Origin of the sequence: Streptomyces sp. NPDC001401 (assembly GCF_042895385.1) — a bacterium.
Taxonomy (GTDB): domain Bacteria; phylum Actinomycetota; class Actinomycetes; order Streptomycetales; family Streptomycetaceae; genus Streptomyces.
This window is the reverse complement of sequence record NZ_JBIAWI010000022.1, coordinates 1-20,020: the sequence shown is the minus strand read 5'-3', so window position 1 is coordinate 20,020 and position 20,020 is coordinate 1. Positions and strand designations below refer to the sequence as shown.

The window sequence follows — 20,020 nt, the reverse complement described above, 5'->3', positions numbered from 1 at the left end:
GACAGAGTTTGCGGACTCCAGGGGGCCTGCGGTGGAGCAGCTTCCCGACGGCATGTCCTCACTCCGTTCCCGTACGGCAGCACCGCCGCGTGCCCTTTCGGCTCCTGGATCTTCTCGGAGACCCTTTAGCTGCGTGTGCCTGATGTCACGCATGAAACTGCGGCACTCGCCATGCCCGTGTCAACGGGTGTGCAGGGATGAAAAGCACGTTCAGGCTGCGCTTTTCTCCGTTTGTGTCTGCAAAACTGCCGGTTACTCAATGCGAAAACATGGCATGTCTACGCGCCAGGCGCCGATGGTCCCGGACCGGCTACCGTGCCGGGCGGCACCGGTCCTCCGATCGGGTCAGGCGTGGTAGCACCCAGCCGTGGTGCCGCAGGATCATGCGCATCGCAAGGCGCAGAGAGCCCTCGGTGGGGGTGCCCCCGCTCGGGCGAAATCAGCAGCCGTGCGAGAAGGTCAGCAAGTACTGCCGTCGAGACGCTCTCGGCCTTGACCTTGGCGCGGTTGATGGACAGTCGCCCGTTCTTCGCCGAGACGGACCGTACTGCTGTCGTAAAACGGGCCACGAGGTCGCCCGCTGCGGTGGACGAGGACATCGAGCTGGGTGCCGTAGGGCGTGCAGGGGGGCGGACACCCCCTGCGGGCCAGCCCCGATCCGGCGAAATCCCAGGTTACGGCCGCTCATTCATGGCTCAGGACGACTGCCTGGCCGCCCGCGGGGGCCATCGCGACGCGCAGCGTGGTCGACGAGGTCACGGTCCGTGTGCTCACTGCGACGGGGGTCTGGTACGGGCTGCTGCCCGGCGTTCCGTCGGCGTAGATCGTGGCGGTGTAGGTGCCGCTGCCGAGGAAGGACAGCGGGATCGAGAGGGTCCGGGCGGTCTCGTTGGTCATCGCCCCCAGGTACCAGGTGGTGCCGCTGCGCCGGGCGACGGCGATGTACTCGCCGATCGAACCGGCCAGGGTCCGGCTCTGGTCCCAGACGGTGGGGATGGCGTCGAACCAGGGCAGCCCGGGCCAGTTGGCGGGGGTGGAGTACTGCGAGGGGGTGCTGTACCAGTACAGGAAGTTCAGGGGCTGGTAGTACACGGCGGCCATCGCCATCTGGTGGGCGTTGGTCGTCCGGTCGCGGGACTGGCCGTAGCAGATGGTGTAGTCCATCGGCCCGCCGATGTTGCGGGCGAAGGGCAGGGTGACGTTGTGGGTGGCGGTGGGGAAGTGCTCGTTGCCCCGCACGCCCTCCAGGCTGATCCAGTTGGGGTAGGTCCGCTCGTAGCCGAACGGCCGCACGTCGTCGTGCATGTCGATCAGCAGCTTGTGCGTCGCCGCCGTCCTGGCCCAGGCGATGATCTGGTTCGTCATCGCCTGGGTGCCGTCGTTGATGAAGCCCAGCTTGACGCCCGCCACGCCCCAGCTCCGGTACAGGGCGAACAGGCTGTCCGAGCTGCTCATGGCCATGGGGTTGACGTAGAGGAAGACGCCGATTCCCTTGCCGGCGGCGTAGGAGATGACCTTGGGCATGTCGATGGCGGGGATCGGCTGCGTGGCGTCGGTCGAGGTGTGCTCGGGGCCGTACCACCCCGAGTCGTACTCGATGTACTGCAGGCCGCGGGCGGCGGCGAAGTCGACGCCCGCCAGCCCGTCCGCGGTGGTCAGATTGCACCGGAAGACCTTGCCCGGCTTGATCCACGACGTGTCGGCGAGGGCGCCGGCCGGGGCCAGGTTGAGTACCAGCTCCGCGTTGTCGACCAGTTCGGCGTGGGTGGAGCCGATCACCACGGCGCGCCAGGACGTGGCGAACGGTGTGGTGACGGCGGAGGTCGTCTGGACCGGTCCCGAGCCGCGGGCCGTGTGCCGCATCAGGTACGCCGCGAGGGTGTTGGGCTGTCCGGAGACCGAACTGAGCATCGTGCGGGGGTAGTTGGTGCGGGCCGACTCGCAGACGCAGGCGATGAGCCCGCTGCTGTAGGTCGCGGTGAGGGGGAGGTCGGTCAGGGGACCGGTGTCCGTGGATGAGGTTCCGGTGGACGGGATGGAGCCGGGCGCGACCGGGTTGTAGTCGTCCTCGTCCCGCGCGCTGTAGACGAGTGTGCCGTCCGGGAAGACGAACGTCGTCAGTTCACCGGCGATGGTGGCGGTGCCCGAGTCCAGCAGGACGTAACGGAACGCGACGCCGGTCGCGTAGGCCCGGATCTGGACACCGAAGTTGATGGAGGTGCGGTTGTCCCGGAGGTTCCAGCGCATCTCCTGGTAGGCGTCGGAGACGGTCGCGTTGCGCCCGTACAACGGGTTCCAGGTGGTGTCGACGTGCCAGTGCTGATAGTTCGTCAGAACGGCGTCGGTGCCGAGGGTGGTTCCGTCGCTCAGCCGCAGCCCCATGGCCGAACTGGCCACGACTGTCTCGCCGTTACGCCGGGCCGACCACTGGAGCGAGCCGCCCGTCAGCGACATGGCGATGCTGGTGGTGCCGTCGAGCGACGTCGCGGTGACCGAGGCGTCTGCGGCCTCGGCCGGATACGTGCTGCCGATGCCCAGCGCGGCCGTTGCGGCGGTGACAGCCGCGCCCTTGAGCACCCTGCGGCGGGAAGGTTCCTGACGCCCTGGCATGTTCACAGCCGGTCCACCTCGCTTGGATATGGTTTCCAACAAACTCAACCAGCAAGTAACAGATTCTGACCGTCGCGAAGTTTCTACGCCTCCCCCGACCTAAAGGTCAACCCCTCGCATCCACTCCCCACATGTCCGAAATCCCGTACGGTACGGGCGACTTGCGACCCCTACGAGCCCCACTAGGTGCTCCCAGAGCGGGTCACGAATTAAACAAACTCGAACGCGATCCTTGACGCCACGAACGTGCCACGACTCTCATTGGTCCCCGCGACATCAACGGATCGTCGAACCTCGACCGAGAGGGACGCACATGTTCAAGGGAGTTCCCCGGCCGCCCGCCGGCCGATGGTGGCGCGGGGCCGCAGCGTTCCTGACCCTCCTGGGAGGCCTTGCGGCGCTGCTGCTTCCGGCGACCGAGGCGCACGCGGCCACGGTGTCGTTCACCACGGGTGCCGCACGCACCGACCAGAACGGCAACACCCTGCAGCTGCACGGCCTCGGCATCATCAAGGTGGGCAACACCTGGTACGGCTTCGGCGAGGACAAGACCGGCGAGACCTCGTCGGACACGTCCTTCCAGGACATCGCCTGCTACTCCTCCACCAATCTCGCCGACTGGGCCTACCAGGGCCAGGCGCTGAGCCGGCAGAGCAGCGGCGACCTCGGCCCCAGCCGCATCGTGGAGCGACCCAAGGTCATCTACAACAAGTCGACCAGCACATACGTGATGTACATGCACATCGACAGCAAGAACTACTCCGAGGCCAAGGTCGGCGTGGCGACCAGCAGCACCCCGTGCGGCCCCTACACCTACCGGGGAAGCTTCCGGCCGCTGGGCAACGTCAGCCGTGACCTCGGCCTGTTCCAGGACACCGACGGCACCGGCTACCTGCTGAGCGAGGACCGCAACAACGGCCTGCGCATCGACAAACTGTCCGCCGACTACCTGTCCGTGGACAGCGCGGTGGCGGTGCTCGGCAGCAGCGGCAGCAGCGGCAGCGTCGAGGCCCCCGCCATGATCAAGAAAGACGGCACCTACTACGTCTTCGGCTCCCGCCTGACGGGCTGGAGCCTCAACGACAACATCTACGCCACCGCCACGTCACTGGCCGGCCCCTGGTCGTCCTTCCGGAACCTGGCCGCGCCCGGCACCCACACCTACGGCAGCCAGACGGCGAACGTCATCACCGTCCAGGGCTCCTCCGGCACCACCTACATCTACGCCGGCGACCGCTGGAACACCTCCGACCTCGGCGCGTCGAAACTGATCTGGCTGCCCCTGACCATCAGGGGCACCACGGTGAACCTCGGCCAGTACCCCTCCTGGTCACTCGACACCTCGGCGGGAACCTGGACGGCCGACAGCGGGATCCCCGCTGAGGGTGTCCACACCCTGAAAAACGTCAACAGCTCTCTGCTGATGGACGTGTCGAGCGGCTCCACGGCGAACGGCGCCAAGATCATCCAGTGGCCGTCCAACGGCGGCACCAACCAGCAGTGGACGCTCACGCGGGTGGCGGACAACATCTACACGCTCAAGAGCGTGAGGAGCGGCCTGTGCCTGGACGTACCGAGCCATTCGACCGACACCGGCGTCCAGTTGGAGCAGTGGACCTGTAACGGCGGGACCAACCAGCAGTGGTTCCTCGACCTGGTCGGCAGCTCCACCGGCAGCACCTACATGCTCGCCGGCGTGGGCAGCGACCTGGAAATCAGTGTCGCGAACGCCTCGACCACCAGCGGGGCGGCGGTGGCGCAAGAAACGGGCACAGGCGCGACGAGCCAGCGTTGGAGTCTTTCCTGACGGGTGCGCCTGGACCGCTGACGCGGATCAACGAACTCGTCGGCCACGTGTTTGCGTCCAGCACGCAGGCGCTCGGCTCGGCATCCCGGCCTTCGGCCTCACGCACCAATCGACGCAGCAGGCCGTTGAGCTGGTCGAAAATGCCTTCCTTCTGCCAGGCGGCGCCGCCTGGACCGCCCAGCTGGGCGCCCTCCCGGTCATTGAGGGCACTGTGATCCATCTGCGGGTCGAGCACCTGCCCAGCGGGGCCACCCCGAAGCCGGTGTGGCTGTGGTGGTCGGGCACCGGCGCTACCGCCGCGGGGGTCGACCGGCTCTGGCAGGCGTTCCTGCGGCGCTTCGACATCGAGCACACCTTCCGGTTCTTCAAGCAGACCCTGGGCTGGACCTGCCCGAAGATCCGCACCCCCGAGGCGGCTGACCGATGGACCTGGCTGATCCTCGCCGTCTATGCCCAGCTCCGGCTCGCCCGCCCGTTGGCAGCCGATCTGCGACGCCCCTGGGAGAGGCCCAGCGAACCGCACAAGCTCACTCCCGCCCGCGTCCGGCGCGACTTTCGGCACCGGCCGAAGGCCATCTGCCCGGCTGGTGCACCGAAACCCACCAGCCCAGGGCCAGGGCGGCCGCCAGGCCGCAAGAACGCTCGCCCGACCCCGCGCCACGACGTCCACACAGTCCGCAAAACGGACACTGCGAAACGGAAGAAGAAGAAGTCAACCACCCCTCGCCCACGGCGCACAGGTTAAAGATCAAGCTAGCCGTTCATCCCCCCTCAAAGACTCACAGGTTTCCCGAGGAGGCCTACGGTTGACTCGGTGACGTTCCAGACGCCGTCCGCGACCCCTCCAAGTGGGCCAGGAGCGGCCTGAGCGGGGGTGGCTAGCGTGATACTGCCAAGTGCGAGAAGGACGGTTGCTGCTCCCGCGGTGACGAACCGGCGTACAGGGGTCATGTGGCAGGCTTCCTGAAAATGTGTGCTCGTTGGCACAGGTGTGAATGGGCTGGGAGTATTCCCGGTCGCGGCCCTGCTGTACCGGTATTCCCGGCGTGATGGCGCTCGGAAGCCCCCGAGGAGCGCACGAGACTCACCGACGTGCCTGAGGCCAGCGAGCACTCGTCGGATCGGCCGCTTCCCCCGAGCATGGTCAGGCAGCAGACTCACCTTCAGGGCCTTCGTCGTGGTCACGTGCATCCTTGGTCGGAGCACATGATCAGACGAAGGCCGCCTCACCGTCCGGCGAACACCCAGGTGAACGACCTAGTTCGAGGACCAATTCGACTCGCCGGTAACCTGCATCACCATGATGCGCGCTTGGATCCTGCCGATGCTGCTTGTGCTCAGCGGCTCAGCCGTCGCGGCCGGGCAGATCTTCCAGGGGAGCCCCGGCACAGCCGCAGCATTCCTGCTGGCGTTCCTGGCGCTCGCCGGCGTGAACTCACCCCTGATCTTCCCGAGGTCGATCGGTGCGCAGGAGGCACAACGCCGCAGCGCGGTCGACGGCCGACCGGTCGTCTTCTGGCGGCCCGGCTGCAAGTACTGCATACGACTGCGCATCCGGCTGGGCCGCGGCGCCTACCAGTTGCACTGGGTCAACATCTGGCGCGACCCGGCAGGAGCCGCAACGGTGAGAGCAGCCAACGACGGCAACGAGACCGTGCCGACCGTCATCGTGGCGGGCCAGCCACACACCAACCCCGACCCCGAATGGGTGCGCGGACAGCTCTCCCCGTCCGTGTGATCAGAAACCGCACTCTACGGAGAGCCACCCGCAGCCCCAGGCGCACGGAGGTCAAAAGACAAGCTAGGGCGTGTACCGAAAGTGGATCAAGATACTTGTTCTGGCCCTGGCATGTGTCATGCGATGCTCACGTCGTGACTGATCAACGTGAGGTTGTCATCGTCCGCTGGCCAGGCCAGGCCCCTTCCGCCCAGGATGGGCTGGCGGATCTGCTGGCGGCCTACCATCTGCAGACGCAGGCCGAGAAGGGTGAGGCCGTCGCCGGTGTGGATGGGTTGCCGGACCGCTACCGGGTGGAGATCGCGGATCCACAGGCCGTGTTCGTTGACGATGTCGTGCTGCTGGCGTTGAGCGCAGACACCGCGGTGGGCTGCCTGGTGGTGACCGCCTCTGTCGACGGACGGTCCGAGGTCAAAAGGCTCTGGACGGACCCGGCGTTCCGGGGGCGGGGCATTGCGTCCAGCCTGGTCAGCGCCGCGCTCGTGCATGCTGCGGAAAGCGGCGTCCGCACGGTACGGCTGTCGGTGTGGAAATGGCGGGCAGGCGCGATCGCCCTGTACGAGCGGCTCGGATTCACCGTCACCGAGTCGTGGGACGAGCGGGACCAGTTGGTCTGCATGGAACGAGCCGCGTGAGTGGTCACAGCCATTCGTTGATGGCCACTACGAGGACGGTCGCCTCGTAGCGGACCGCGAGCTTGTCATAGCGCGTCGTCACGGCACGGTGCCTCTTGAGGCGATTGATGCCGCACTCCACTGCATGCCGCGCCTTGTAGTCCGCCGGGTCGAACTTCGGCGGCCGACCGCCGCGGGAGCCGCGTTTCTTGCGGTTGCGGGCATGGTCGGCCTGGTCCGGGATGGTGCAGCGGATACCACGTCGGCGCAGGTAGGCGCGGTTCTTGCGGGAGGCGTGCGTCTCATACGCATGTGTGGGTTGGCCGGTTGGGCCGGGCGGGTCTTTGCCGCGGCCGCCCGGCGCATGTCCGAGGCACCCGCACAGATTCCAGTACCGCTTTGAACACGGTGCAGTCGTTGACGTTGCCGGGGGTGAGGACGACAGCCCGGGGGCAGGCCCCGGCCGTCGCAGGCGAGATGGACTTTGGTGGTCAGCTAGCCGCGGGAGCGGCCCAGTGCCTGGTCGGCCGCCGAGCGTGCCGAACCTTCCAGCCCGCCGTTCGCGCCCGCCCCCTTTTCCGGGCGCCGGCCGCGTGCTGGTGGGAGCGGTTGATGGTGGAGTCCACCGACACCGTCTATTCCACCGCTCCGACGGAGTCGTCCCGCGCCTGAATCTGCTCCAGGAGGCGGGCCGAGGTCCCGTCCCGCTCCCAATGGGCGAACCGCTCATAGACCGTCTGCCACGGTCCGTAGTGTTCCGGCAGGTCACGCCAGGGAGCACCGGTGCGCAACCGCCATAACACGCCGTTGATTACCTGCCGGTGGTCGCGCCACGGACGGCCTGGTCCATCGGTAGCCGGCAGCAGGGGCTTCAGCGCCTCCGTGCTGCGTCCGTCAGCTCGCCGTGTCCTGTCACGTGCTCGGTCACGAACTGGGCCTCATGCAGCCGTCGGCGTCTGTGTCTTGGCCTGGCGCACCCCGCGCAGGGCGCCGGACCAGGCGATCACCTGGTCGAACATGTCGCCCACGGCGGTGTCGAGGCCCTCCTGGGGGACGAAGGTGCCGGTGTGGAACGAGGGGTGTGTCGAGATGGTGGGCTGGGCGCGGACCGTGGCCACCTGGAGTTCGGCGAGGACGAGCCGCAGCGCCTCGGCGGCCCGGGCCCCGGCGACCCAGCCGCCGTAGCTGATGATCCCGGCGGCCTTGTCGTTCCACTCCCGGTAGACGTAGTCCAGGGCGTTCTTCAGGGCTCCGGGGTAGGAGCGGTTGTACTCGGGGACGAGGAAGATGTAGCCGTCGAAGCTGTCGATGAGTGCGCCCCAGGCGCGGGTGTGGTCGTGCTGGTACTGCTGGAGGTTCGGGTTGCCGGGCTCGTCGAGGTTGCCGAGGTCGTGGTCGGCGAGGTCGATGAGTTCGTAGTCGGCGCCGCCGTGGGCACGGGCGGCCTCCAGCGCCCAGGCGGCGATCTGGTCGCCGCGGCGTCCGGGGCGGGTGCTTCCGAGGATGACTGCGATGCGAAGTGACATGGACTTCCTTCCAAGAGAGTTGTCACGTCAACTCTAGATTGGAGGGAGTTGAAGTGACAACTCTGCTGGTCGCGATATCCTCGGCGACATGACGGAGACTCAATCGCTGGAACCCGAGGAGTGGGAGTTCTGGGATACCTGGATGCGCGCGCAGCGCCTGCTCACCAGGGAGCTGGAGCGTGGTCTCCAGCATGACTGCGACATCTCGAAGGCCGAGTTCAGCGTGCTGGTGACGCTGTGGCAGGCCGCCGGCCGTGAGATGCGTGTCGGCGAGCTCGCCGAGTCGCTCGACTGGGACAAGAGCCGCGTCTCACACCAGCTGACGCGCATGGAAAAACGCGGCTTCGTCAAGCGCACCCAGTACGGGGCCGATGGTCGCCGCGCGGGGATCGGGCTGACCGCCGAGGGCCGCCGCGCCGCCCAGAGCGCCATCCTCGTGCACGGCGGCAACATCCGCCGCCACTTCCTCGACTCACTGACCCCCGATCAGGCATCAGTCATCCGGGCATGGAGCGAGCAAGCGGTCGATCGCCTGGAGCCGCACCGCAGCGAGGCTGCCAGCGACGGCGCGTCCTAGACCGCGTCCCACACCGCCCCCATAGACACCGTCGATACGGCCCTGGGCATTGTCAGACAGGCCCTAGTCGAAGATCCGCCAACCGTGAGCTCCCGCGCCGCAGGAAGGGCGCTTCCACTTCTGCCGTGGCAGGCCGGGAAACAGCTCGTGGACGGGGTGGTCGAGTGACCGGCGGGTGACGACCGTGTCGTGCGAATCGTTACGGAGGGCTGACCAGGGAGGATCCGAGTGCCCCTGGCCGCCTATCGCTCGAAGTCACATTCCTCAGTGGACCCTCGTCGATAGTGACTGGGGCGGCCCCGGAGGGCCGTTTCCCGGCGGTGTGGCAGCGGGACGGAATGACATGGGTCTGCAGGCTGGTCCGGGAGAAGAGTCTGTCGTGCGAGTCGGCAGTGTCTGTATGCGAGTTGGCACTTGCTTCTGTCATGCGGCCGCTGCGCCCACGGTCGGTTCGATGTTCTGGTTGAGACGGAAGACATTCGCGGGGTCGTATTTGTTCTTGATGGCAACCAGCCGGTCGAAGTTGGGGCCGTACGCCGCACGTACCCTGTCCTGCCCTTCTGCGCCCAGGTAGTTCACGTAGACCCCGTCACGGGTGAACGGCTGCACCGCCTCCCAGAGCGCGCGTGTCCAGGCGATGTTCGTCTCCGCGTGCGCGGGGTCCGCCCACAGGGAGGTGATGAGGAGGTTGTAGGACCAGTCCCGGTGACCGAACGCGGTCTGGTCCGGGCCGACTCGGTTCATCGCGCCGTCGCCATTGTGCTCGATGATCACCGTGGTCATCGGCGATGGGACCGTGGCGAAAGCGGCGAGTATCACGTTTATGGCTTCATCGCTGATCTCGGCCAGGAAGTTGGACCACGCCGACCGCGCCTCCTGGAAGCGCCAGTTGAAGCGGGCCCGGCCCGAGTGCAATGGGATCCCTCGCCCAAGTAAGGGACGGAGAGCTGGACTCTGCACGGCAACTCCTGCCCCGTGAAAGCCCCTTCCCGTGAACCTTGGGGGTCTGACTCACCCGCACCGATGAGTCAGGCCAAGGACGTCCGGGACAAGGCGATCGAGGATGGCGGCGCGGGGATGCTCGGGTACGTGAAGGCCATGTACGCCGAGGTTCGTGTGCGGGCGGGGGGAGTTGAGCGGCGGCCGGGGGTTGTGCCGCCCCGGCTGGATGCACGTCATCCGCTCGCGGGCTTTGCCGGCCTGGGGGTGAGGGCGTTCACGGCGCAGGGGGGAGGCCTGGTGGTTGTGGGGGGTGGTGGGTAGCGGCGGGTTGCGTGTGGTCGGCGGCGGGTGCCGTGTCGTGGCTGGGTGTCGTGTCGTCGCCGGGGTCGGGGTCGGGGTGGGGCTTGGGGGGGGGGGCGGGGGCAGGGGTGCCGGCCCGGCCGGGGGCGGGGGTGGGTGTCGTGTGGGGGGTTGATTGGTTGTTGAGGGGGGTGCGAGGGGTTGGCTGGAGGGTGGGGGTGGGTGCGGGTGTTGGGCCCGGGCCGGCGACGGGAGGAGTTTCGATGAGTGTGCAGCAGGCCCCGGTGGGGGGAGCGCGGTCCTGGGTGGAGTTGTGCCTGCAGGTGCAGCAGTTTTATGGGCGGCAGATGCAGTTGCTGGACAGTGGTGAGGTGGATGCGTGGGCGTGCACCTTCACCGAGGATTGTGTCTTCGTGTCGAATGCACAGCCGGAGCCGACGGTGGGCCGGCAGGCGTTGGCGGCGGGTGCCCGGCAGGCGGTCGAGTATGTGACGGCGCAGGGTATCCGGCGTCGTCATGTGCTGGGCACGGTGGCGGTGATCGGGCAGGAGGAAACGACGGTGTCCGTCCGCTTCTACGTGCTGCTCGTCGAGACCCCGCGCGGCGGTCAAGCGACCATCCTGTGCAGCGCCACGTGTGAGGACGTCCTGGAAGTGGGCCCGGACGGGCCGGTGGTGGTCAGGCGTGTGGTCAGCCGCGACGACGTGGTGTGACGGCGCCGGACACGGCCTCACGCCCCGGTCGGGGCCCGCGCGCCTGGGGCGGGGGCGGGAAGAATTTCAGGGTGGTCTCGTGAATCACTCTGACGATCGTGTGCAGTGCCGTGTGTGAGGACGTCCTGGAGCTGGGCCCGGACGGGCCGGTGGTGGTCAGGCGTGTGGTCGGCCGTGACGGTGTGGTGTGACGGTGCTGGGCCCGGGGCTGGTGGTGGTGAGGTGTGTGGTCGGTCGTGGCGGTGTGGGTGCGGGTCACGGCCGGGCGCCCCGGGGCTGGGCCTGCGCGTGTGGGGTGGGGGTGGGAAATATTCAGGGTGGTCTCGTGAATCGCTCTGATGCCCCGTCGTGCGGTGTTGGCCAGAGTGGTTCGTGTGCCGCACAGGGGGTGGGGCGTGGGAGGTGGACATGTCGGTGAGGGCCGAACTCTACGCGGAGGTCACGGGGTTCCTGCTGGCCAGGTGTGATGCGGACCCGGAGGGGCTGTCGGCTGCGTCTGATCTCTATGACGACGTCGGGATCGATTCGCTGGATCTGGTGGCGATGGCGCAGGCCCTTCGGGGTGCGCACGGTATCGAGATGGACGACGAGCGGGTGGGCGGGCTGCGGACGGTGGGGGATGTCGTGGAGTTCGCCCTGTCCAAGATCGAGTCCAAGCGGGCCGTCTAGTTCACGGGGAGTGTGGGTCATGCCTGCCTATATCACCGCCATGGGGCGTTTTCTGCCTGGGGATCCGGTGCCGAACGAGGAGATCGAGGACTATATCGGCAGTGTGGGCGCCGCGAGTTCGCTGTTGCGTGAGCGGATTTTGGACAGTTGCGGGATCACGTCGCGGTATTACGCGATCGACAAGCAGCGCAGGACGTTGTTTTCCAATACCGATATGGCGGTTGCGGCTGTCCGGCAGGCGGTGGACCGTTCGGGGATCACGGTCGACGATATCGATCTGATTGCGGCGGGTACCGCGGTGCCGGATCTGATCGCGCCGGGCATCGCCAGCGGCATCCACGGCCAACTGGGCGGCCCGCCCTGTGAGATCGTCACCACCCACGGTATCTGCAGCACCGGAATGATGGCGCTGAAGAACGCCTACCTGCAGGTGGCGGCCGGGGAGAAGAAGAACGCCATCGCCTGCGCGTCCGAACTGGCCTCGCGTTTCCTCAAGAGCGACCGGTTCGCCGACGTGAGGCCCATCTCCGAGGACGGTGCGATCGCCATGGAGATGGCGTTCTTGCGGTACATGCTCTCGGACGGTGCGGGTGCCGCGCTGGTGCAGGACCGTCCGGCGGCCGGGGGGGTGAGTCTGCGGATCGACTGGATTTCGCTGACGTCCTACGCCAGCACCGAGCAGACCTGCATGTACATGGGTGCGGCCGATGGTGCGGTTGATGGTGGGGCCGGGCACAGCTGGTGGGACTACCCCTCGGCGGCCGAGGCGGCGGTCGAGGGCACGCTGGCGCTGCGGCAGAACCTGGGCCTGCTGCCGCACCTCGTGCGGATCGGCGTCAGGGAGTACCAGCGCCTGCTCAAGGAGGGCCGCTTCGACCCGGACGAGCTGGCCTGGTTTCCCGCGCACTACTCCAGCGAGCGCATGAAGTCCATGGTGCTCAAGGAGATCGAGCGCAAGAAGGTCAGGGGCCCCTCCGTGGAGAAGTGGTACAGCAATCTGACCCGGGTCGGGAACATGGGCTCCGCCAGCATCTACGTCATCCTGGAGGAGATGCTCCGCGAGGGCCTGGTGGCCGCCGGCGACAAGCTTTTGGTGATGGTTCCCGAGTCCGGCCGGTTCGCGGTGTCCTTCGCGCATCTGACGGCCGTCGGCGCCGGCTTTGCCGAGGAGGCCTGAGGTCATGGGTGCACAGCCCCGGGTGAGGGTCTACTGGTACTCGCAGACCGGTCAGCTTGTGGAAGCGGTGTCCGCGTTCACCGGCCCGCTTCAGAAGGCGGGGTGGGATGTCCGCAGGGTCGAGGTCAGGCCCCGTGACGCTTTTCCCTTCCCCTGGCCGATACGCCGCTTCTTCGGTGTGTTCGCCGCCTCGGTCGATCCCGGCGGGGCGCCGGGTATCACCGCCCGGCCGCCGGTGGCCGCAGACGACGAGGTGGACCTGGTCGTCTTCGCCTACCCCGTCTGGTATCTGGCTCCGGCGCCGCCGATGCGGGCGCTTGTCGGCAGCGCACCGGAGGCGTTCGCCGGGCGTGCCGTCATCGGTCTCGTGGCCTGCCGGAACATGTGGTATTCCGCCGCCCTGGAGGTGCAGCGGCTGATCGGGGCCGCGGGCGGCCGCTATGTGGGCACGATCGCCGCGGTGGACACCGCCCCCGCCGCCGTCACCTTCGTCACCACGCTGCGCTGGCTGCTGGCCGGCCGGCGGGAGGCGTCCTGGGGGTTCCCGCGCGCCGGCGTCGCCGGCGACGAGCTGGAGCGGCTCGCGCTGCTGGGCGAGCGCATCGCCGCACTCGCCCCCAAGCGGGGCGATGGCACCTCACACGGGCCCGAACGCGCCCCCGCGCCGGGCGATGGCACCTCACCGGGGCCCGAACGCGCCCCGCAGCAGCCCGAGGTCGCCCCGGACCGGGCCCGGCCCGCGTCCGGCCCCGCGGCCGAGGACCCCGCGTCCGGCTGCGGGTTCGAGGACCCCGCGTCCGGCCCCGTTTTCGAGGACGCCGCGTCCGGCCCGGCGTTCGAGGACGCCCTGGCCGATGGGGTCAGCGGTCTGCTCGCCGCCCATGACGCGGCTCCGGTGAATTACTCGCTGGCCGCGGCCGATCTGCTGGCCGGCCGGGCTTTTCGGGTCTGGGGCCGGGTCATCCGCGCCGCGGGCCGCCGCGGTGAGGTTCAGCGTGCCGCGCTCACCGGGGCGTTCGTGCTGTGGCTGACCGGCGCCGTGTTCGCCGGGCTGCCCGCGGTCGCCGTCGCCCGCGTGCTGTTCAAGGCCGGATTCGACGCCGCGGTGGCCCGGCGCCTGGCGCCGGTCGTCGCCGCTCTCTCGGAGGTGCGCTCATGACCGCAGCCGCCCCGCAGCCGCCCCGCGCGGCCGCGCAGCTGGAATGCGACGTGGTGGTGATCGGCGGCGGGCCCACCGGGCTTGCCGCGGCCCACTTCCTGGCGCAGCACGAGGTCCGCACCGTCGTCCTGGAACAGCGTTCCACTCCGTCCTCTCACCCGCGTGCCACGGTCATCAACTCGCGCACCATGGAGCTGCTCAGGCACCTGGGTGTCGACGCCGAGGTGCGCCGGGTGGGCGTCCCGCTGGAGAACACCGCACGCATCACCTGGTGCACCGAGCTGGCCGGCACCGAGCTGGCCGGCCTCGACATCATCGCCTCGGCGGGCGCCCTGATGCAGCGCGCCGCCAACAGCCCGGTCCTGCCCGTCATCTGCTCGCAGAACCGGGTGGAAGCGCTGCTCGTCGACCGGCTGCCCCAGGACGCACGACTGATCCGCGGTGTCAGGGCCAAGGAGCTGACCCCCACTCCGTCCGGTGTCCGGGTGAGGGCCTCGGGCGAGCAGCCCGTCGTCGTCGAGGCCCGCTACGCCGTCCTGGCCGAGGGGCTGCACGGCTCGCTGCGCGAGTCGGTGGGCCTTGGGCACACCGCAGCCGCGCCGCTGGGCAGGCTCCTGGACATCCACTTCAGCGCCGACCTGTCGCCCTGGACGGCGGGTCGGGAGAGCGCCCTGTACTGGGTCCTCAACGACACCGTGCGCGGCGTCCTGATCACCGTCGACCCGGGGCGCGGGGAGTGGTTGCTGGAGATCCCCGCCCTCACCCCCGAGGAGGAACGCACCTATTTCGAGCGGGACGTCGACCACCGCAGGCTGATCGAGGCCGCCGTCGGGAAGACGGGCGACGCGATCAGGGGGCTGCGCATCCACTCGGTACGGGACTGGGTGATGGGCTCGACCGGGCTCGACCGCTGGCGCAGCGCCGACGGCCGGGTGCTTGCCGCCGGGGACGCCGCCCACACCTTCCCGCCCACCGGCGGCTTCGGCATGAACACCGGCATCCAGGACGCGCACAACCTCGCCTGGAAGCTGGCCGCGGTGCTGCGCGGCGGCGCCGGCGACACGCTCCTTGACTCCTACGAGCGCGAGCGGCGCCCGGTCGCCGAGTTCAACGCCCGGCACAGTGAGATCAACGCCCTGCAGAAGCGGGCGCTGCTGCAGTCCGACGCCGATGCGGCCCACTTCGCGGCGGACATCGAACAGCACCGGCCGCACTTCGACTTCGAGGGGCAGACGCTGGGCTTTTGCTATGCACCGGGCCCGGGCGAGCCGGTGGTCAGGGACGTGGTGACCTACGTGCCCACCGCCGAGGCCGGCCACCGGGCCCCGCACGCCTGGCTGGAGGGGCCCGGCGGGCGGATCTCCACAACCGATCTGGCCCGTACCGGCTTCGCCCTGCTCACCGGGGCCGGGGGAAGGCGCTGGCTGGACGCGGCCGAGGAGGCCAAGACCTTCCTGGGGCTGCCCCTGACCGCGGCCGTGATCACCGCGGACGGGCCCGGACTGCGTGATGTCACCGGCGCCTTCGCCGACCGCTACGCCCTCAAGGGGGCGCAGGCCGTTCTCGTCCGGCCCGACGGCCATGTCCTGGCCCGGCTGCCCGGCGCCTCGCCGCGGCAGGAACTGCGGCAGGCCGCCGACCGCACCGCCGACAGCGGGCGGGCGCCCCACCCAGCGGAAGGGCTGTCATGACCGCCGAACCCGCCTTCTCCCCGCAGCGGCTCGCGCAGCTGCGCTTCGCCTCCCTCACCGAGGTCCGCGCCGCCCTGGCCTTGCTGGCGCGCGAGGACCTGGCGGCCTGGCTGGCCACGCCCGACGGCGAGGACATGCTGCGTGCGGTCTTCGCGCAGATGCCCGCCCGCTACATCGGAGGCCTCACGGGCCCTGCGCAAACTGCCCGTTGGCAGGTGCGCAGGGAAGGGGCCGCCACCGTGGTCTACGACCTCATCCTGGCCGAGGACGTTTGCGAGGTGCGCGAGCCGGGCAGCGCGGGCGAGCCCGCGCTCACCCTCACCCTGGATGCCGTCGGTTTCGTGGAGATGGCCTCGGCCGCGGCACAGGGCATGGACCTGCTGCTCGAGGGACGGCTGCACATCAGCGGCGACGTGCAGCTGGCGATGCGGATGGAGTTGCTCTTCGGGCTCGCCGCGCCGGGTGCGCCGCAATGAGTGCCCTGCCGGCACGCCACCGGGTGGTGGTGACGGGCATCGGCATGGTCAACCCGCTGGGCATCGGCACCGAGACGGTCTGGGCGCGGCTGCTTTCCGCGACCAGTGGCGTGGGGCCGATCCGGGGTTTCGACGCCGGCCGGCTGCCGGTGCGCATCGCCGCCGAGGTGAGGGGCTTCGAGGCGACGATGTGGCTGACCCGCAAGGAGGCCCGGCGTCTGGACCGGTTTTGCCACTTCGCGCTCGCCGCGGCCGAACTCGCCGTGGAGCGGGCGGGCCTGGACGGCATCGACCCGGACGGCGCCGCCACCGTGATCGGCAGCGCCATCGGCGGCGCCGCCACCATGGTGGCGGGGGTGCTCCAGGACGTGGCGGCGCCGAACATGGTCTCCCCGTTCTTCGTGCCCAGCTCCATCGTCAACATGGGCGCGGGCACGGTCTCCCAGCGCTTCGGCTTCCGCGGCCCCGGCCTCGCACCGGTCACCGCCTGCGCCTCGTCGGCCGACGCGGTCGGGCAGGCCTACCGCCTGGTCCGCGACGGCTATGCCCAGGCCGCGCTCGCCGGCGGCGCCGAGGCGTGCATCGCCTCGCCGCTGATCGCGGGCTTCGCCAACCTGCGCGCCCTCTCGCGCCGCAACGACGAACCGCACCGCGCCTGCCGCCCGTTCACCGCCGACCGTGACGGTTTCGTCATGGGGGAGGGCGCCACCGTCCTGCTCCTGGAGACCGCCGAGTCGGCGCTGGCGCGCGGCGTCCACGTCTACGCCGAGATCTGCGGCTACGGGCAGACCAGCGACGCCTACCACGTCACCGCCCCCGACCCCACCGGGCGCAGCGCCGCCCGCGCCATGCTCGCCGCCCTGCGCGAGGCGGATCTCAAGCCCGCCGAGATCGACCACATCAACGCGCACGGCACCTCCACCGTGTTCTCCGACGCCGCCGAGACGAAAGCGATCAAGTCCGCCTTCGGCGCGCACAGCAGCCGGCTGGCCGTCACCTCCACCAAGTCGATGACCGGGCATCTGCTCGGCGCGGCCGGCGCGACCGAGGCGGCGTTCTGCGCCCTGGCCATCGACCGCTCGGTCATCCCGCCCACCATCAACCAGGACGCGGACGCGGCCGACCCCGTGTGCGACCTCGACTACGTGCCGAACACCGCCCGTCCCCACGAGGTGTCGGCGGCTTTGTCCAACTCGTTCGCCTTCGGCGGGCAGAACGTCACGCTCGCCCTTCGACGCTTCGTCGGCCGGTGAGCGGCCCGCCCGCCCAGCGCGCGGCGGGCCCGCTCACCGGTGACCACTTTCGAGGAAGGCTTTTTGATGACTGCGCTGTCCACCGCCCCCGTGGCCGCCGTTCCCGGTCCCACCGGCAAGCTGCGCGCCCTGCTGTCGATGTCCGGCAATCCGCTGGACTACTTCAACGATCTGCGTGAACAGTACGGGCCCGTCGTGCGCGTCCCGCTCGGCTTCCGTGACCTGTACCTGGTCAGCGACCCGGAGGCGGTCCACGAGGTGCTGGTCACCTCGCACCGCAACTTCACCAAGGCCACCATGAGCGCCGGCGGCGGCGAGTGGGTCGCCCCGCTCTCGGTGATCTTCGGCAACAGTCTGACCACCAGCGACGGCGACTACCACCGCAAGCAGCGCAGGCTGATCCAGCCGATGTTCCATCACGAGCGGGTCGCCGGCTACGGCCGTGCCTTCGCCGAGATCTCCGACGCCGTCCAGTCCGGCTGGACGGACGGGGACCGGCTCGACCTGTCCGTGGAGATGACCGAGCTGACGCTCGCCGTCGTGGCCCGCACCCTCTTCGACGTCTCGCTCGACAGCGAGGCGGCCCGCACCGTCCGCACCGGCATCCCGCGCGACGAGGGCCCGCTGCGCTGGGACTCGCTGCCCTTCGCCCGCTACCTGTCGAAGCTGCCGCTGCCCGGCAACAAGCGTTTCTTCGAGGGCCGCGACAAGCTCGACGCCATCGTCTACGGGCTCATAGAGGAGCGCAGGAAGGGCGACGGCCGGGGCGGCGACCTGCTCTCCCTGCTGCTCGCGGCGCGCGACGCCGACACCGGCGAGCCGTTGGAGGACTATCAGGTGCGCGACGAGGCCATCACCATGCTGATGGCCGGTCACGAGACCACCGCCAACGCGCTCGCCTGGTCCTTCCATCTTTTGGGCCACCACCCCCGGGCGCGGGAGCGGATGCACCGGGAGATCGACGAGGTGCTCGACGGCCGGCTGCCCACCGTTGAGGACCTGCCCCGCCTGCCGTGGACCGACGCCGTGCTCTGCGAGGCGATGCGCCTGTACCCGCCGATCATGGGGATGGCCCGCCGTCCCCTCGACGACTTTGAGCTGTGCGGCTACCGCATCCCCAAGGACAGCTTCGTCGCGCTCGTCCCGTGGGTGAACCACCGCGACCCCGCGTGGTGGCCGCAGCCGGAGCGTTTCGCCCCGCAGCGCTGGCTGAAGAACCCGCAGGGCGCCGACACGGCGGACGAGCTGACCGGCCACGCGGTGCAGCCCGGCCGCCCGCGCCTGGCCTACCTCCCCTTCGGCGCCGGCCCGCGCCAGTGCATCGGCAGCGCCTTCTCGCAGATGGAAGGCGTCATGGCGCTGGCCACCCTGGGGCGGCACTGGGAGTTCGAGCCCGTTCCCGGGATTCCGGTCGACACGGTGGCCAGGATCACCATCCGCCCGCGGCACGGCGTGCCGGTGACCGCCAGGCGCCGCTGACCCACGCCGGGCCGCCGCTGCCGGCCGCACGTCAACCGACACGTCTTCGAAGGGATGCCCCCGCATGACCGCCCACACCCAGGCCGCACCCGCCGCCGCACCCGCTGCCGCACCCGCCGCCGCACCCGCTGCCGCACCCGGCGTCGCACCCGCCGTCGCACCCGGCGTCGCCGTTGCCGTCGATGTCGCCGTCGACAGGGAGGAGCTGCGCTGCTTGCTGGCACGGGTCCTCGAACTCGGCGTGGAGGAGATCACCGATGACACGCACTTCGTGCAAGACCTGGATCTCGATTCCCTGATGGCGCTGGAGATCGTGGTCCGGCTGCAGCGGCAGTACGGCATCCGGCTGGTGGAGAGCGACCTGAAGCACCTCACGTCCCTCCCGCAGATCCTGGAGCTGGTCTCCGCCAGGCGCGCGGCCCCGTGCGCCTCCGGCCCGGCGTGAGCGGCACTCGGGAGGAGCCGGCGCCGCACAGGCGGCGGCCGGTGGCCCTGGTGTCGGGAGGCTCCCGGGGCATCGGCCGCGCCGTCGTGGTGCGGCTGGCACACGACGGGTTCGACGTCGCGTTCTGCTACCGGGCGAACGCCGGCGCGGCCGCCGAGGCCGTCGAGGCGGCCGCCGGCAGCGGAGCGCGCGTGGTCGCCCACCGCGTCGACGTCGCGTCGCTCGAGGAGGTGCGGGCCTTCACCGAGGCCGCGGAGAGCGAACTGGGGCCGCTGGACGCCGTGGTGACGTGCGCGGGGCTGATCCGCGACACCCCCTTGCTGGGGATGTCCGGCGAGGACTGGCGGGCGGTGATGGCGACCAACCTCGACGGCACCTACAACGTCTGCCGCGCGGCCGTCTTCTCGTTCATGACGCGCCGCACCGGCTGCGTGGTGACGCTGTCGTCCGCCGTCGGTGTGCACGGCCACGCCATGCAGAGCAACTACGCGGCGTCCAAAGCGGGCATCATCGGCTTCACCAAGTCCCTCGCCAAGGAGTGCGGAAAGTACGGTGTGCGCGCCAACGTGGTCGCACCCGGCCTCATCGACACCGACATGACCGCCGCTTTGAGCGAGGCGGCCAAAAAGGACATCCTCGACGCGATTCCGCTGGGCCGCTTCGGCGCAGCGGGCGAGGTGGCCGATCTCGTCTCCTTCCTGGTCTCCGATCGCGCCCGCTACATCTCCGGGCAGGTCCTGGGCGTCGACGGCGGCCTGGTGTTCTGAGGCGGGCCGGGCCGGGGCCGGCCGCCGTTTTCCTGTCTGTTCGATAGGATGCCTGGCCCCGTGAGGCTCGGCCTCGA

17 protein-coding genes and 4 pseudogenes are annotated in these 20,020 nt (G+C 69.6%); 15 read left to right on the top strand and 6 right to left on the bottom strand.

Annotated features, from left to right (window positions below; all coding sequences use genetic code 11):
* Positions 1-684 precede the first annotated feature (684 nt).
* Positions 685-2,610, bottom strand: coding sequence for a glycoside hydrolase family 97 catalytic domain-containing protein (locus tag ACFY10_RS46170; protein WP_390671383.1), 1,926 nt, complete (start codon positions 2,608-2,610; stop codon positions 685-687).
* A 313-nt stretch (positions 2,611-2,923) separates the two neighbouring features.
* On the opposite strand from ACFY10_RS46170, the gene ACFY10_RS46165 reads away from it, so the two are divergent.
* Entirely contained in the window at positions 2,924-4,417 is a 1,494-nt protein-coding gene (locus ACFY10_RS46165; RefSeq protein WP_390671382.1) for an RICIN domain-containing protein, read from the top strand.
* Positions 4,418-4,468: 51 nt separating this feature from the next.
* Here the strand turns inward: ACFY10_RS46165 and ACFY10_RS46160 are convergent.
* Positions 4,469-4,580, bottom strand: a pseudogene (locus ACFY10_RS46160) (IS5/IS1182 family transposase); the annotation flags it as partial.
* Here ACFY10_RS46160 and ACFY10_RS46155 point away from each other — a divergent pair.
* The 3 genes and pseudogenes from ACFY10_RS46155 to ACFY10_RS46145 form a co-directional block, all read left to right on the top strand.
* Positions 4,581-5,162: pseudogene (locus ACFY10_RS46155) on the top strand (transposase); the annotation flags it as partial.
* A 555-nt stretch (positions 5,163-5,717) separates the two neighbouring features.
* Positions 5,718-6,155 (top strand): glutaredoxin domain-containing protein, encoded by a 438-nt coding sequence (locus tag ACFY10_RS46150; RefSeq protein ID WP_390671381.1) that lies wholly within the window; start codon positions 5,718-5,720, stop codon positions 6,153-6,155.
* 134 nt (positions 6,156-6,289) lie between these two features.
* On the top strand, positions 6,290-6,790 hold the full coding sequence (locus ACFY10_RS46145) for a GNAT family N-acetyltransferase (RefSeq protein ID WP_390671380.1): 501 nt from the start codon (positions 6,290-6,292) through the stop codon (positions 6,788-6,790).
* A gap of 4 nt (positions 6,791-6,794) precedes the next feature.
* Here ACFY10_RS46145 and ACFY10_RS46140 read toward each other — a convergent pair.
* Positions 6,795-7,685, bottom strand: a pseudogene (locus ACFY10_RS46140) (IS5 family transposase).
* 22 nt (positions 7,686-7,707) lie between these two features.
* The gene (locus tag ACFY10_RS46135) at positions 7,708-8,295 is read right to left on the bottom strand and encodes an NADPH-dependent FMN reductase (RefSeq protein ID WP_390671379.1); all 588 of its coding nucleotides are present in this window, start codon (positions 8,293-8,295) and stop codon (positions 7,708-7,710) included.
* 88 nt (positions 8,296-8,383) lie between these two features.
* Here ACFY10_RS46135 and ACFY10_RS46130 point away from each other — a divergent pair, with 88 nt between their 5' ends.
* The gene (locus tag ACFY10_RS46130) at positions 8,384-8,872 is read left to right on the top strand and encodes a MarR family winged helix-turn-helix transcriptional regulator (RefSeq protein WP_390671378.1); all 489 of its coding nucleotides are present in this window, start codon (positions 8,384-8,386) and stop codon (positions 8,870-8,872) included.
* A 66-nt stretch (positions 8,873-8,938) separates the two neighbouring features.
* Here ACFY10_RS46130 and ACFY10_RS46125 read toward each other — a convergent pair.
* Together ACFY10_RS46125 and ACFY10_RS46120 are read right to left on the bottom strand one after the other, a co-directional pair.
* Positions 8,939-9,064: pseudogene (locus ACFY10_RS46125) on the bottom strand (IS701 family transposase); the annotation flags it as partial.
* A gap of 231 nt (positions 9,065-9,295) precedes the next feature.
* Positions 9,296-9,787 (bottom strand): BBE domain-containing protein, encoded by a 492-nt coding sequence (locus ACFY10_RS46120; RefSeq protein WP_390671377.1) that lies wholly within the window; start codon positions 9,785-9,787, stop codon positions 9,296-9,298.
* 590 nt (positions 9,788-10,377) lie between these two features.
* Between ACFY10_RS46120 and ACFY10_RS46115 the strand changes: the two genes are divergently transcribed.
* From ACFY10_RS46115 to fabG, 10 genes are all read left to right on the top strand, one after another.
* Positions 10,378-10,827: a nuclear transport factor 2 family protein gene (locus tag ACFY10_RS46115; RefSeq protein WP_390671376.1), complete on the top strand. Its 450-nt coding sequence runs from the start codon at positions 10,378-10,380 to the stop codon at positions 10,825-10,827.
* A 414-nt stretch (positions 10,828-11,241) separates the two neighbouring features.
* The gene (locus ACFY10_RS46110; RefSeq protein WP_390671375.1) at positions 11,242-11,496 is read left to right on the top strand and encodes an acyl carrier protein; all 255 of its coding nucleotides are present in this window, start codon (positions 11,242-11,244) and stop codon (positions 11,494-11,496) included.
* Between the two features lie 19 nt (positions 11,497-11,515).
* Positions 11,516-12,673 (top strand): 3-oxoacyl-[acyl-carrier-protein] synthase III C-terminal domain-containing protein, encoded by a 1,158-nt coding sequence (locus tag ACFY10_RS46105; RefSeq protein WP_390671374.1) that lies wholly within the window; start codon positions 11,516-11,518, stop codon positions 12,671-12,673.
* 4 nt (positions 12,674-12,677) lie between these two features.
* A complete protein-coding gene (locus ACFY10_RS46100) occupies positions 12,678-13,832 on the top strand; it encodes a hypothetical protein (RefSeq protein ID WP_390671373.1) in 1,155 nt (384 codons plus the stop codon).
* Positions 13,829-15,523, top strand: coding sequence for an FAD-dependent oxidoreductase (locus ACFY10_RS46095; protein WP_390671372.1), 1,695 nt, complete (start codon positions 13,829-13,831; stop codon positions 15,521-15,523). The genes ACFY10_RS46100 and ACFY10_RS46095 overlap by 4 nt, the downstream gene beginning before the upstream one ends.
* On the top strand, positions 15,520-15,999 hold the full coding sequence (locus tag ACFY10_RS46090; protein ID WP_390671371.1) for an SCP2 sterol-binding domain-containing protein: 480 nt from the start codon (positions 15,520-15,522) through the stop codon (positions 15,997-15,999). The genes ACFY10_RS46095 and ACFY10_RS46090 overlap by 4 nt, the downstream gene beginning before the upstream one ends.
* Positions 15,996-17,252 carry a beta-ketoacyl-ACP synthase II gene (fabF, locus tag ACFY10_RS46085; protein ID WP_390671370.1) on the top strand — a complete coding sequence of 419 codons (1,257 nt, stop codon included), beginning with the start codon at positions 15,996-15,998 and terminating at the stop codon, positions 17,250-17,252. The genes ACFY10_RS46090 and fabF overlap by 4 nt, the downstream gene beginning before the upstream one ends.
* Before the next feature lie 66 nt (positions 17,253-17,318).
* Positions 17,319-18,731: a cytochrome P450 gene (locus ACFY10_RS46080; protein ID WP_390671369.1), complete on the top strand. Its 1,413-nt coding sequence runs from the start codon at positions 17,319-17,321 to the stop codon at positions 18,729-18,731.
* Between the two features lie 64 nt (positions 18,732-18,795).
* Complete coding sequence (locus ACFY10_RS46075) at positions 18,796-19,176, top strand: acyl carrier protein (RefSeq protein ID WP_390671368.1); 381 nt, start codon at positions 18,796-18,798, stop codon at positions 19,174-19,176.
* A gap of 41 nt (positions 19,177-19,217) precedes the next feature.
* The gene (gene fabG, locus ACFY10_RS46070) at positions 19,218-19,943 is read left to right on the top strand and encodes a 3-oxoacyl-ACP reductase FabG (protein ID WP_390671367.1); all 726 of its coding nucleotides are present in this window, start codon (positions 19,218-19,220) and stop codon (positions 19,941-19,943) included.
* Positions 19,944-20,020: the final 77 nt, after the last annotated feature.